Annotated in this window: 12 protein-coding genes; 1 reads left to right on the top strand and 11 read right to left on the bottom strand. The window is 66.9% G+C overall.

The annotated features are described in order from the left end of the window. Positions 1-22 precede the first annotated feature (22 nt). Entirely contained in the window at positions 23-1774 is a 1752-nt protein-coding gene (locus QTH97_RS18735) for a SulP family inorganic anion transporter (protein WP_444813452.1), read from the top strand. A gap of 16 nt (positions 1775-1790) precedes the next feature. Here the strand turns inward: QTH97_RS18735 and QTH97_RS18730 are convergent, their stop codons facing one another. From QTH97_RS18730 to QTH97_RS18680, 11 genes are all read right to left on the bottom strand, one after another. Beyond that, positions 1791-2408 carry a hypothetical protein gene (locus QTH97_RS18730; RefSeq protein ID WP_286569925.1) on the bottom strand — a complete coding sequence of 206 codons (618 nt, stop codon included), beginning with the start codon at positions 2406-2408 and terminating at the stop codon, positions 1791-1793. Then, positions 2405-3076 carry a hypothetical protein gene (locus QTH97_RS18725; protein WP_286569924.1) on the bottom strand — a complete coding sequence of 224 codons (672 nt, stop codon included), beginning with the start codon at positions 3074-3076 and terminating at the stop codon, positions 2405-2407. Before QTH97_RS18725 ends, QTH97_RS18730 begins: the two co-directional genes overlap by 4 nt. After that, positions 3073-4023, bottom strand: a complete 951-nt coding sequence (locus tag QTH97_RS18720; RefSeq protein ID WP_286569923.1) for an electron transfer flavoprotein subunit alpha/FixB family protein — start codon at positions 4021-4023, stop codon at positions 3073-3075. The genes QTH97_RS18725 and QTH97_RS18720 overlap by 4 nt, the downstream gene beginning before the upstream one ends. Before the next feature lie 25 nt (positions 4024-4048). After that, positions 4049-5044: an SLAC1 anion channel family protein gene (locus QTH97_RS18715; protein ID WP_286569921.1), complete on the bottom strand. Its 996-nt coding sequence runs from the start codon at positions 5042-5044 to the stop codon at positions 4049-4051. Positions 5045-5071: 27 nt separating this feature from the next. Then, on the bottom strand, positions 5072-6664 hold the full coding sequence (locus QTH97_RS18710; protein ID WP_286569920.1) for an aspartate:alanine exchanger family transporter: 1593 nt from the start codon (positions 6662-6664) through the stop codon (positions 5072-5074). A gap of 30 nt (positions 6665-6694) precedes the next feature. Continuing rightward, the gene (gene pflA, locus QTH97_RS18705) at positions 6695-7552 is read right to left on the bottom strand and encodes a pyruvate formate-lyase-activating protein (RefSeq protein WP_286569919.1); all 858 of its coding nucleotides are present in this window, start codon (positions 7550-7552) and stop codon (positions 6695-6697) included. Between the two features lie 17 nt (positions 7553-7569). Beyond that, positions 7570-9831: a formate C-acetyltransferase gene (pflB, locus tag QTH97_RS18700; RefSeq protein ID WP_286569918.1), complete on the bottom strand. Its 2262-nt coding sequence runs from the start codon at positions 9829-9831 to the stop codon at positions 7570-7572. 42 nt (positions 9832-9873) lie between these two features. Next, on the bottom strand, positions 9874-11871 hold the full coding sequence (locus QTH97_RS18695; protein WP_286569917.1) for an ATP-binding protein: 1998 nt from the start codon (positions 11869-11871) through the stop codon (positions 9874-9876). 127 nt (positions 11872-11998) lie between these two features. Next, positions 11999-12400, bottom strand: a complete 402-nt coding sequence (locus QTH97_RS18690; protein WP_286569915.1) for a response regulator transcription factor — start codon at positions 12398-12400, stop codon at positions 11999-12001. Between the two features lie 32 nt (positions 12401-12432). Then, positions 12433-13479, bottom strand: coding sequence for a hypothetical protein (locus QTH97_RS18685; RefSeq protein WP_286569913.1), 1047 nt, complete (start codon positions 13477-13479; stop codon positions 12433-12435). A gap of 33 nt (positions 13480-13512) precedes the next feature. Further along, positions 13513-13761 carry an RNA recognition motif domain-containing protein gene (locus QTH97_RS18680; protein ID WP_286569912.1) on the bottom strand — a complete coding sequence of 83 codons (249 nt, stop codon included), beginning with the start codon at positions 13759-13761 and terminating at the stop codon, positions 13513-13515. Positions 13762-13854 lie beyond the last annotated feature (93 nt).

The following is a 13854-nucleotide window of genomic DNA, read 5'->3' as shown; positions in this document are numbered from 1 at the left end:
CAGGCTCGTAAACGCTGGCCGCATGTCGCACCCCACCGAGAAGATCGCCGCCGTCCCGGCAGAAGCCGCCATGCCCCCCGAGACCGTCGGCGGGTGGCGCGCGGCGTTTCCGCCTGCCCAATGGCTGCCCGCATACCGCGCCGCATGGCTGCGGCACGATGCGGTCGCCGGCGTCACGTTGGCGGCCTATGCAATCCCCGTCTCGCTGGCCTACGCCATGCTGGCCGGGCTGCCGCCGCATTGCGGCGTGTACGGCTACCTCGCCGGGGGTCTCTTCTATGCGCTCTTCGGCTCGTCGCGCCAACTCGCGGTCGGCCCCACGTCCGCGATCTCCATCCTCATCGCGCCGACGATGGCGGCCGCGATGGCCGGGGGCGATGCGGCGCGTGCCATGGATCTCGCCGCACTCACGGCGCTGGTGATGGCGGGGCTGAGCATCCTCGCGTGGCTCCTCCGCCTGAGCTCGCTCATGAACTTCGTGAGCGAGACGATCCTTCTCGGCTTCAAGGCCGGCGCCGCCCTCACGATCGCCATGACCCAGTTGCCGAAGCTGTTCGGCGTCAAGGGCGGCGGGGAGCACTTCTTCGAGCGGGTCGTGGTGCTGGTGAGCCAACTCCCGGGCACGAACCTCGCTGTCCTCGGCTTCGGGCTGGCCTCCCTCGCCCTGTTGCTGGCCGGCGAAAAGCTGCTGCCGGGCCGGCCGGTCGCACTGGCCGTGGTGGCACTCTCGATCGCCCTGCTCTCCGCCACGCCGCTGGCCGGCCTCGGCCTGCCCGTGCTGGGCCCGGTGCCAACCGGGCTGCCCGACATCCATGCACCGAGCCTGCGCCTGCGCGACGTGGACGACGTCCTTCCCCTGGCCTTTGCCTGCCTGCTGCTCGCCTACGTCGAAGGCGTATCCGCGGCACGCACCCTGGCCGACCGGCACGGCTACGCCATCGATGCACGGCAGGAACTGCTCGGGCTCGGCGCCGCGAACGTGGCAGTGGCATTCGCGCAGGGCTACCCGGTCGCAGGCGGGCTGTCGCAGTCTTCCGTCAACGACAAGGCGGGCGCGAAGACGCCGCTGGCGCTCGTCTTCGCCTCCATCACGATTGCCATCTGCCTCGTCTACCTGGCACCCCTGCTGCATAACCTGCCGAACGTGGTGCTGGCGACCATCGTGCTGGTGGCGGTCAAGGGACTGTTCGACATTCCCCAGTTGCGCGCGCTGTGGCGGGCGAGCCGCTACGAGTTCGGCGTGGCGATGATCGCCTTTGCCGGCGTATTGGTGCTGGGCATCCTCAAGGGCGTGATGCTGGCCGCCATCGCGTCCCTGCTGCTGCTCATCAGGCGGGTGGCGCAGCCTCACGTCGCCTTTCTCGGGCGCATTCCCGGCACGCGCGGCCTTTCGGACATGGCGCGCAATCCGGACAACGAACCGCTCCCCGGCGCGCTGGTGTTCCGCGTGGAGGCCGCCATCCTCTACTTCAACGTCGAGCACGTGCAGGACGTCGTGCTCGCCAAGGTGCGCGCGTCGGCAGAGCCGATACGGCTGGTGGTGTGCGACCTGTCGACCTCGGCCAACATCGATCTGGCCGGCGCTCGCATGCTGGCCCGGCTTCACGAGCACTTGCGCGCGGCCGGCATCACCATGCGCATCGCCTCGGCGCACGCCCTCGCGCGCGACATCCTGCGCGGAGAAGGGCTGGAAGAACGCGTCGGCTACTTCGGCCGGCGGATCACGCCGATGGACGTGCTCGACGAGTTCGAAGGCATCGCACCGAGCCGCTGAGCGACGCGCGTCATCTTCAGAACACCGCGCCGATCGACGCGACGAAGACCTGGTCCTTCGACCCCGGGTTGAACCAGAAGCCGCCGATGGTGATTCGGCCCCGGGTCACTTGCGCGAACGGCCCGCGCTGGATGTCGCGGTCTCCGCCATAGGCCCGGGTCCGCTGGGCGGCGAGCCCCACGCGAAGCCACTCGACCGGCCGATAGCCCAACTCGCTCCAGGCATAGAGATAGCGGCTGCCTTCCTCGCGGACGCGCACGTATTCGGCCTCGACGTAGATGTCGAATCGCCGCCAGCCCACGCTCGCTTCCAGGCCGGGTACGAGAGCCTCGATGTTGCCCCAGGCGCTTCCGAGCAGCGGCGTCAGTTCCCACGTGAGCTCCTCCCCGCCGGCGAAGGTCCATCCGATGAAGGCCGAGCGCGCCCCGACCGATTCGTAGTTGACCCTGGCCTCGAGATGCAGCGCCGAGCGCTGCGCCACCATGATCGCCGAGGTGTAGTTGCCTCCACCGCGAACGATCGTGGGGTACGCGGTGACGGCGAACTCCCAAGCGTTGTCCTTGTCGTCCTCGGCGAGCACAGCCGTGGCGATCAAAGCCCCGAGCGCGGCGAAGGCCCGCAAGCCGGCTGTCATCCGCCGAGCGCCTTGATCGCACCCACGAGCAGCGTGCCCAGCCCTGCCATCAGGAGGCCGACCTTCCAACTGCCGTAGCCCGCATAGCGCCCGAGGCCCAGTCCACCGAGGAACAGCATGGCCAGTGCGACGGCGCGCGACACGTTCTTCGCCGTCGAGACGTCCTGCATCAACGCGAAAGGCAGCACCACGGGAAAGGTGGCGACTACCACGAAGACGAACACGGCCAACGCCGCGCGCAGGTCATTCCAGCCCAGCGTGGGCCGTTCCGGCACGGAGGGCAGCGCAACCATCCGGACGCGGATGGCTTCGACTTCCGCCGGGGAGACCAGGCCGGCCATGTCGTGCGATAGCGAGCGTCCGAGCACCGCACGGCCCGCCTGTGCGTCCGATGCGGCCCGCACAGACTGCAGGAGCGTGAGCCATTTGCCTCGATTCGCGACCGTGCGAACCACGTACATGACGGCGTCGACAAGTCCCCACGCCAGGTTGCATCCCAATGCCGCAAAGAACATCACGCGGATCTCGGCGCGCCCGGCCTCCGTCACCGACACGGCGCCGGTGAAGCTGAGCGCCATGAGCAGGCCGAAGAGCATCTCCGAGATCCGGTCCACCGGGCTCAGCAGCGGTTCTCGCGCTGGTTCGGCGGCAAGCGTCGTTCCGGTCATCGCGGTACCGGCCCCAGCGCGGCGACCAGTTCCGGCACCGCGACGAACAGATCGGCCACCAGCCCGTAGTCCGCAACCGAAAAGATCGGGGCTTCCTCGTCCGCATTGATCGCCACGATCACTTTCGAATCCTGGATGCCGGCCAGATGCTGGACCGCGCCTGAAATCCCGCAGGCGATATAGAGCTGCGGCGCCACGATCTTGCCGGTCTGGCCCACCTGCCAGTCGTTCGGCGCGTAGCCTTCATCGACGGCGGACAGGCTCGCGCCGAGGCCCGCGTTCAAGCGGTCCGCCAGCGGCGCCAGCACCTCCATGAACTTCTCGGCGCTGCCGAGGCCGCGTCCGCCGGCTACGATGACCTGGGCCGTCGTCAGCTCCGGGCGCTCGTTGCGGTGGACCTCCCGGGCCAGGAATCTGCTCTTGCCCGAACCGGCCACCGCTTCGGCCTTCTGCACCACGGCACTGCCGCCGGTAGCGGCAGCCGCATCGAAGCTGGTGGAGCGCACCGTCATGACCTTGATCGCATCGCTGCTGCGCACCGTGGCGATCACGTTGCCCGCGTAGATGGGCCGTTCGAAGGTGTCCGGCGAGATGACCCGGGTGATCTCGCTGATCGCGGCGACATCCAGCAATGCGGCCACGCGCGGGGCGACGCTCTTGCCGTTGGCGCTCGCCGCGAAAAGGATGTGGCTGTAGCCCTGCGACATCGACACGATCTGGGCGGCCAGGTTCTCGGCCAACGTGTCGGCGAGGATCGGGCTGTCGACGGCGACGATCCGGCTCACACCCGCGATCCCGGCCGCCGCCGTGACCACATCTCCCACGTTCGAACCGACGACAAGCACATGGACGTCGCCGGCCATGCATGCCAATGCGGCGGTGACGGTATTCAGGGTCGGCGACCTGATAGCGGCATGGTCGTGCTCGGCGATCACCAGTGCGGTCATTCGAGGTAGTCCCCTCAAGGCATGGTCAGAGCGTCAGCGCGCGCAATTCGCCCTGAGCCATGCCCATGCTCGTACGAAAGCCGAGCGACAGAATCACCAAGGTCGTGAACGCGAGCATTGCGAGTGCGAACGCCTGTGCCAGCCACGACGGCTGATCGATGCAGAACTTCAGCGCAGCGAGCGTCATGGCCGCCAGTGGAAAGCTCACGGCCCACCACGAAGTATGGAAGGGCGAGCAACTGCGCAGGCGCACCAGCTTGGGCAGCAGAACCGCGAGCATGAAGACTGCAAGATAGAAGAGCAGCTCCGCGAAAAGATCGAGCCGTCCCGCAACATTGAGATAGGCCGAGAAGCCGACGGCGAAAGGTGCCGTCAGGATCATCAATGAAGGCTGCAGCGGCTGGGGCATCGGCTCCTCGAAGATCAGCCTGGAGAGGATCAGCGTGAAGAGTGGCACCGCGAAGAACAGTCCCACCGCCAGTGCGAATACGCACACCGCATGCGAGCCGGGTAGGTTCAAGGGAACGCCGGCGATCGAAATATTGAGCGTTCCGACGACCGGGACGATCCAGGCTGGCGTGGCATGCGCGATCTGTTGACGCACGCTCATCCATCGGCTCACGATCAACCAGGCGAAGCCCAGCATGGCGATGGTGCCGGCGACCCAGAGGACATTGGCCAACGCGAGCGCGTAAGGCGCAACAACAGCCGGCAGCAGCAACAACGAAATGATCGGGGTCGCAAAGAAATTCGCCGCGACGGGATGTGCGAATTCGGCACGCACTGCAGTGGGTGACTTGAGGCACTTGACGGCATAGGCGAGAACCAGCGTGACGAAGACGGCGGCCGCCGCATAGCCAAGCACCTCGCCCACCCACCCGGGCAGGCCGAACTCGATCGCCGCGAGCCGCCACGCCAGCGCAAGACCGCACAAGCCCATCACCGAGCCGAACAGGCTGACCGGCAGATAGGCCAATCCTGTCATGTTGCCGGCGTTGGTCGTCTCAAGTGATTGACTCATGGGCACGTCGTCGTGACGCCACGGCGCTCACCCGCCGACCAGCGCCGGCACGATGTCCACGAAGAGGATCTTGATGATCGTCATCCCCGGAAAGATCATCGCGTAGCCGATGTCCGGCTTGTCCGTCGGCGCCAACTTGTTCGAGTAGGCCAGGATGGCCGGGTTGCCGCACGCACCCGCCACGATGCCGGCCACCTCGTCAAAAGGCATCTTGAACACGCCCAGCCCCAGCACCAGGATCGGCAGCACGAGCGCCACCACGACGACGGCCGCCAGCCCGAGCATCAGGAAGCCGGTCTGCGAGACCGTGGCCGCGAACTTGGGCCCCGATGCCATGCCCACCTGCGCCAGGAACAGCGTCAGACCCAGGTTGCGCAGCACGAGGTTGGCCGACAGCGGTATCGTCCAGTTCAGGCTACCGGTGCGGCGCATCCTGCCGAGCACCAGCGCCACGATCAGAACGCCCGACAGGCCCAGCGCGAGCTTGCCGACGCCGGGCAGCGGGAAGTTGATCGCGCCGAGCAGGAATCCGAGCGCCATGCCGAACCCGATGGAGATGTAGCTGAATTCCGCCGTGCCCTTGATCGAATCGCCGAAGAACTTGCGCAGCGCCGCGAAGTCATCGCGATGCGCGAGCAAGCCGATGCGGTCGCCGAACTCCAGCACCAGGTCTGGCCGCGGCAGGATGTCGGTGTCACCGCGCCGCACCTGCACGAGCGCATTGGGCTTGCCTTGCGGCAGCTTCAGGTCGCCCAGCGAGCGGCCGACCACGGTCGCACGGGAGGCGAAGATCCGGATGTAGTCCAGGTCGCGGCGATCCCCCGTCATCCGGCCGGAATGCACCTCGCCGAGTTGCCGCGCCGCCTGTTCGAGCACTTCGCGGCTCGGTCCGGTGACCAGCAGCACGTCGTTCGCGGCCAGTGCCATGGTGTGCGAGGCCGGCAGGTTGTGGTGCGCCCGCCGCAGCGCGGCGATCTCGATGCCCGCGGGCAAGCCGGTCAGCAGGTCGCCGATGGTCTTGCCCTTCAGCGCAGATTCCTCCGGCGCGATCTCCAGCATCTCGAGGCCACCGCCGGTAGGCGCCTGGATCTTCGGCTTGAGCAGCATGAAGGTCACGTAGAGGAACAGGATCGGCCCGGCCACGCCCAGCGGATAGGCCACCGAGTAGCCGACCGCCGGATCGTCGTTGCCCAGCGTCACGATCGCCGCCTGCAAGGTCGGCGTGCTGGTGCCGGCGCCGGCGAACAGGCCCAGCGAGTGCCCGAGCGGGAGGTTCGACAGTTTCATGAACAGCATGCTCACCACGCCGGCCAGCAGCACACCGGTCAGCGCGATGAGGTTCGCCTTCTGCCCGTACGAGCTCGTGAGGCCCAGAAAGAACTGCTTGCCGTACTGCACGCCCACGGCGTACAGGAAGAGCGCCAGCCCCAGTGTGCCCACCATGGGCGCCGGCGCCGACTTGGGCGACAGCCAACCCATGAAGAGCGCCACGAAAAGCACCGCACCCACGCCCAGCGAGAAGCCCTTGATGTTGACTTCTCCCAGCAGGTAGCCGATGGCGATGGTCAGGAACAGCGCCATCATCGGCTGCTGCGCCAGAACGTTGCTCAAGGTCTCCATAGTTCTTCTCCTTCTTCTTGTTGTCAGGGTTCAGTACACCGTCAGGCCACGGCTGCGGAACTGCCCGCGCACGCGATCGGACAGTTCAGCCGAGGGCGGCTCGATGTCGCGCAGCGGGTACTCGAGCCCGAGTTGCTGCCATTTGTCGCGCCCCATCTGGTGGAAGCGCAGGATCTCCACCCGCTCCAGCGACCGCAGTTCGGCGCAGATGTCGGCCACCTTCTCGACGTTGTCGAAGTCGTCGGTGAGGCCCGGCACCAGCACGAAGCGCACCCACATCGGCCGCCCGAGCGTCGAGAGGCGGCGTGCGTAGTCCAGCGTCGGCTGCAGCGGTTGGCGCGTGACCTTCTCGTAGATGGCGGGGTCGCCGGACTTGATGTCCAGCAGGTGCAGGTCGATCTGCGTCAGATCCTCGTCCGTCATGCGCTCGCCGAGTCGCCCGGCGGTGTCGATGCAGGTGTGCAATCCGAGCTGCTTGGAGCGGCGGAAGATCTCCATGGCAAAAGCCTTCTGCACCATCGGCTCGCCTCCCGAGAGCGTGATGCCGCCGCGGCTGATCTTCAGCACCTGCGCGTACTTGCCGATCTCCTGCATCGCACGGCCAACCGTCACCGGCCGTCCGTTGTTCCGGTGCCAGGTGTCCGGGTTGTGGCAGTACTGGCAGCGCAGGAAGCAACCCGTGAGAAAGGCGACGAAGCGGATGCCTGGCCCGTCCACCGTGCTGCCGACCTCCCAGGAGTGCACGTAGCCGACGATGTCCTCGCCCGGGTCGCCGGACTCCTCCAGGTCGGCCGGGTGGATCGTGTAGTAGTCCTGCGACTTCGTGTCCGCCGCCCCCTTCTTCGAGACGTGCAGCTCGTACCGGCTGCCGGTCAATGACTGGGCCATGGCGCTTTCCCGTCGCCCTACATCGCGCCGTGGAAGGTGCGGTTGATCACGTCGAGCTGTTGCTCCTTGGTCAGCTTGATGAAGTTCACCGCGTAGCCCGACACGCGGATCGTGAGCTGCGGGTACTTCTCCGGATGCGCCATCGCGTCCTGCAGCGTCTCGCGGTTCAGCACGTTGATGTTGACGTGGAAGCCGCCGCTCACGAAATAGGCGTCGAGCGCATCGCTGCCGCGCGTGATGCGCTCGCTCTCGGTGCCGAGCGCCGAGGGCACCACCGACAGTGTCAGCGAGATGCCGTCCTCCGCATCGTCGTACGGGATCTTCGCCACCGACATCAGCGCCGCCAGCGCGCCGTGCGTGTCGCGCCCGTTGGACGGATTGGCGCCCGGCGCAAAAGGCTCGCCCTTCTTGCGGCCGTCCGGCGTGTTGCCCGTGCCCTTGCCGTAGACCACGTTGGACGTGATCGTGAGCACCGATTGCGTGTGCTGCGCGTTGCGGTAGCTCGGGTACATGCGGATCTTGTTCATCATCATCGACACCAGCGTGCGGGCGATGTCGTCGACACGGTCGTCGTTGTTGCCGAAGCACGGGAATTCGCCCGTGGTCTCGTAGTCGACGATGAGCCCGCGCTCGTCGCGGATCGGCCGCACCTTCGCGTAGCGGATGGCCGAGAGGCTGTCCGCCGCGTGCGAGAGACCGGCGATGCCGCAAGCCAGCGTGCGCAGCACGTCGCGGTCGTGCAGCGCCATCTCGATCGCCTCGTAGCAGTACTTGTCGTGCATGAAGTGGATGACGTTGAGCGCATTGACGTAGGTCTTCGCCAGCCAGTCCAGCATCGGGCTCAGGCGCTCCATCACCTGGTCGTAGTCGAGCAGGTCGCCCGTGACGGGCGCCAGCATGGGTCCGACCTGGTCGCCGGTCAGCTCGTCGCGCCCGCCGTTGAGGGCATAGAGCAGCGTCTTCGGCAGGTTGACCCGTGCGCCGAAGAACTGCATCTGCTTGCCCAGCCGCATCGCGGAAACGCAGCAGGCGATGGCGCAGTCATCGCCCCACTTGGGCCGCATCAGGTCATCGGATTCGTATTGGATCGAGCTGGTGTCGATCGAGATCTTGATCGCGAAGCGCTTGAAGCCCTCGGGCAGCCGTGGCGACCAGAACACCGTGAGGTTGGGCTCCGGCGCGGGGCCGAGGTTGTTCAGGGTGTGCAGCATCCGGAAGGCCGACTTCGTGACCAGCGTGCGGCCGTCCTCGCCCATGCCGCCCTCGACTTCCGTGACCCACACCGGGTCGCCGGAGAAAAGCTGGTTGTATTCCGGCGCGCGCAGGAAGCGCACCAGCCGCCACTTGATGACCAGGTCGTCGATGATCTCCTGCGCCTGCGCTTCGTTCAGCGTGCCTTCGCGCAGATCGCGCTCGAAGTAGATGTCCCAGAAGGTGGACAGGCGCCCGGCCGACATCGCTGCCCCGTTCTGCTGCTTGACGGCTGCGAGGTACGCGAAATAAGTCCACTGCACCGCTTCGCGCGCATTGGCCGCCGGCACGGAGATGTCGTGGCCATAGGCCGCTCCCATCTCCTTCAGCTCCTTGAGCGAGCGGATCTGCTCGGACAGCTCCTCGCGCAGGCGGATGGTTTCTTCCGTCGAGTGCCGCTCGTCCAACTCGTGCTTCTCGCGTTCCTTGTCGGCGACCAGGAAGTCGACGCCGTACAACGCCACCCGGCGGTAGTCGCCGACGATGCGCCCGCGTCCGTAGGCATCCGGCAGGCCCGTGATCACGTGCGACGAACGCGCCTTGCGGATCTCGGGTGTGTAGGCGTCGAACACGCCGACGTTGTGCGTCTTGCGGTACTTGGTGAAGACCTCGACCAGCTTCGGGTCGGGCTCGTAGCCATAGGCGCGCAGGCTGTCCTCCACCACGCGCCAACCGCCGAAGGGCATGATCGCGCGAACCAGCGGTGCATCCGTCTGCAGCCCGACGATGATCTCGTTGGGCTTGTCGATGTAGCCCGGCGCGTGCGCGGTGATGCTCGACGGCACCTGCGATACCCCCAGCACGCCCTTCTCCCGCTCCTGCGCGAGCAAGGGCTTCAATGTCTCCCAGAGTTTCTGGGTGCGCGCCGTGGGCCCCTGGAGGAAGGCGTGGTCTCCCTCGTAGGGCGTGTAGTTGCGCTGGATGAATTCCCGGACGTTGACACGGTCCTGCCACAGGCCCGGCGTGAAGCCGCGCCATGCGCCCTCCGTATTCCTGCTCGAGAGATCGAATGCGAATTGGGTTTCCATGCTTGTCTCCTCGTTATGACGCAAAACGTGTCTTGATCCGCTTCAGGGCGGCTGATTCGAAAGAAGCCCTGCGGCCTCGCAGGCCTGCACGAGTTCGGCGACGGAACGCACACCCATCTTTTCCATGACCCGGCCGCGATGCTGCTTGACGGTCTGCTCCGCGATCAGCAAGTCCGAAGCGATCTGCTTGTTCAGGCGCCCCCTGATCACGTGCTGCATGATTTCGTGCTCGCGGGGCGACAGGCGGGCGACCAGGGCCTTGGCCGCGCCCTGCGCATGCTCCAACCGGCGCTGGCCGGCGTGTCGCTCGACCGCGCGGCCCACCGCTGCCACGAGCACTTCGGCATCCACCGGCTTCTCGAGGAAATCGGAGGCGCCCAGTTTCATCGCGCCGATGCCCGCCGCCACTTCGCCGTGCCCGGTGACGAAGATGATCGGAGGCGCACACCCCTTCTCCATCAGTCGCCGCTGCAGCGCCGGCCCGGAGAGGCCCGGCATGCGCATGTCGAGAAGGATGCAGGCCACGTCGCCCGCAGGCGGTTGAGCGAGAAACGCGTCGGCCGAGCCATAGGAGGCGACCATCCATCCGGCGCCGCCGAGCAGGCGACCGAGGCTTTCCCTCACCGCCGGGTCATCGTCGATGACGCACACGATCGCCTCCGTGCCGTCGGATGGCGCCGGCATCTCGCGCTCGATCGACGCAGGGGGTGTGTCCGCGACATCCGGCGCCTGGGGCGCTGCCGGCAGCTCGAAGCAGAATCTCGCCCCCCCGTCCACGTTCGACTCGGCCCAGATGCGTCCGTTGTGCGCTTCGATGATGGAGCGGCAGATCGCCAGGCCCAGGCCGAGTCCTTCCTGCCGGGAAGTCCAGAACGGCTCGAAGATCGTTTCCAGTTGTCCTGGCGCGATGCCCTTGCCCGTGTCGTGCACCGCGACCTCGATCATCCCGCCGTCGCGCCGCGCCATGCCGAGCCGTACACGACGCTGCGCGGGCTCTCCCGCGCGCATGGCCGAGGCCGCGTTGAGCAGCAGGTTGAGCACGACCTGTTCGATCTGCGCCTTGTCCGCCATGACCCGGCATCCCTCGTCGAACTGCGTCTCGACGCGAATGCCCTGCCCGAGCATTTCGCTCTCCATCAGCCGCAGCACCTCTCGCAAGGCCACGGCGAGGTCGATCGGCTCGCGCTCGGTCTCGTCCTGGCGCAGCAGGGCGCGCATGGAGCGGATGGTGTCCGCGGCCCGCTTGTCTTCCCGCACCACGGCTTCGAGAACGCCCTGAATCAGATCGAGCTTCGCATCGCCGCGCTCGAGGTACTTGAGACCGGCCTGCGCATTGCTCAGGATGGCGGCCAGCGGTTGATTCAGCTCGTGGGCGATCGTGGCCGTGAGCGCACTGACGCGCGCCACGCGGTCGGCATGCCAGACCCGCCGCCGCAACTGCCGGGCTTCCTCCTCCGTGCGTGCCAGGGCCATCGCGCTGCCCAGAAGCTCTCCAACGATCTTGAGCCTGGGCACCATGTCGGCGGGCCAGGTGCGGGCGGCGCGCATGGCCGCGAACGAGAGCACGCTGGTCACGCGCCCGCCAATGCGCAGCGGTATGGAAAGGTGCGAGCGCAAGCCCGTTTTACGGCAATGCTCCGCCTCGTCGATCGCGTGGGGCGGCAGGTCGTCCGGCAGTCTCGCCAACGATACGACGCGTCCGGCCCTCAGCTCGCCGAGAAACCAGGGCAGCCGGTACGGGAAGCGCCCGCGCGGAAGCGGTTCGCGGCCACTGGCCGCCGCCGAACACAGCACGTGCAGGTAGTCCCCGGCCACGAGTTCTGCAAAGGTGCACCGGTCATAGCCGAGAAATGAAACCAGTTTGGACAGCGACCGCTCGGCCTTGCTAAGGAAGTCGGCGCTGGAGACGTCGACGAAACTTTCCGAGAGCTCGGCGAGCAGGCGTTCGAAAGCGAGCCGCTCCAACAGGATGGCTTCAGCATCCGAGCGCCTTTCAGCGGCGTCGGCATCCGGCGAGACTCTGGCCGGTTCCCGGCTCATTGCTTCCTCCTCGCTTCCCCCGAACAACGCTCCGTGCCGCGGCGCACACGGTCGGCAAACCTGCAAATCATCGATCCGCGACTTGGCGGGTGTCAAGCGGCGCGAGGGAGCCGTGACGGCTTCCTCATCAAGGAGAGGGAGCATTTCGTCCATCGCTGAGGGCGACCCATTCGATGGAATCCAGCAGCGCCGCGGCATCCACCGGCTTGCGGAAGAAGTGCTGCGCCCCCAGTTCGCGCGCCCTGCGCCGGGCGGTGGAGCTGTCGCTCGATGACAAGGCGATGACAGGCAGCCTCCCCGCAACCGCATGCAACGACGTGCGCACGTCCGCTTCGCTTTTCCATGCGCTCGGTACGTCAAGCAACACGCACGCGGGATGGTTCCCGTCCACCTTGACCAGGAACTCCTCCACCGACGCGCAGGGTCGCGGCTCCAGGCCCGCGGAGTCCATCAGGCGCGAGAGACCTTCGCGCACCGAAGCATCGCCATCGACTACGTAGACGATTCGCAAGGGGCCCGTCTTGGACATTTCGCTTGCCTCCTGCCACCAGTGATCCGTCCCTAGATGAAGCGCTCGGCGTTCGAGAGCAGGTCTTCTTCCGGCGGCAATTCGGCCAGCGGACACCGCACGATGGCAATCACCACGTTGACGCCCTCGCCGATGGCCAGCTCGGTCATGATGAATTCGTTGAGCGGCCCGGGGTGGTCCGCGTCCACCCGCACACCCATCCGGCTCAGGCGCATGGGCGTCCGCTGCAGGCTCACCTGCTTTTCGGGATGTGCAAACACGGCATCGATGTGCTTGATGAAGGCGTCGAGCGTCGCGACGCCCGCCTTCGTCTCGATGTAGTCGTGCACCGTCTCCTTGAGCTCGCGTTCGATCGCCGCGATCTGCGATCGCGTCTCGGTCGTGTCCTCCAGAAGTCCCGCGGCACCGTCCACCGCGAGCTTGACCAGCCGCAGGCGCGCGGCGAGCCACGCCTTGCGCTCGCCGAGTTCGGCCGCCTTCATGTCCAGGTCGACGATGCGCTTGAGCGCCAGTTGCGCAAGCCGCCGGATGATGCGGCGCCCGACCTCCAGGCGCGTCGCATCGAACGTGGCCGAGGGCGCGAACAGCTTGTGCCCCGAAAAGCTCACGGTCGCCAGCGGCACGTCGTGCTGCACGCGGTCGCCATCCTGCTGGACGCCCAGAACGGTGCGTTCCTCGCGCTTCATCGCCAGCAGCGCGAAGGCCTCGCCGGCTTCCCGGTTCGACGGCACGCGGAAGAACTCGCGCAGCTCCTTGCTGCGGCCGAGGAAGGCGGGCACTTCGTCGGCCGAGGCGAAATAGGCATTCAGCCGCGGATCGCCGCTCCAGGTCGCACGCGAAAGCAGCAGCGGATCCAGCGGCTGCGCGCCCATCGCGCGCAGGTGCGCGATCGTCTTGCGCACGCAGCCTTCGAGCTTGTCCGCATAGCGCGACTGCAGGCGGATGCGCGGGTCCACGGTCTCGACCACGAGTTCGGTCATGTCGGAGACCAGTTGCCGTTCTTCGGCATCGTCGGCGCGCGAGTCCGCCCGCCCGAACAGTGCCGAGACGACGCGATCGAACAATGAGGACGGGCCCATGATCCGCTCGCGTGAGGTCGGCCGGTGCTTGCGCTACCAGTCCATCTTGGGCACCCAGGCCCGCAGAACTCGGCCCTCGTAGGAGCGGCCGTTGATGCGCTGGGCCAGCGATTCGGCCTGGGCACGCGACATCTCCACGTCGATCAGCGCGGTGGGCGTTCCGCTCTCGTTGGCCAGGCGGATCTTGTCCGCCTGCGCAAAGCTGCTGAGCGCCTCGCGGATGCCCTCCTCGGTGACGTCGTCCGGGAGGTTTCCTATGACGATGTGCGTCTGCTGTTGCATGGGTCACCCTCTGCACGAATGGAAACGCACCCACGTTAGTGCCTGCCCGCCGGGGCGCAAATCCTACTTTGGTTGGATTCCCAGGCTGCGACG

It is taken from the genome of Variovorax gracilis, assembly GCF_030317115.1.
In the GTDB taxonomy this organism is placed as follows: domain Bacteria; phylum Pseudomonadota; class Gammaproteobacteria; order Burkholderiales; family Burkholderiaceae_C; genus Variovorax; species Variovorax gracilis.
This window is presented reverse-complemented; position numbering and strand designations above follow the sequence as displayed.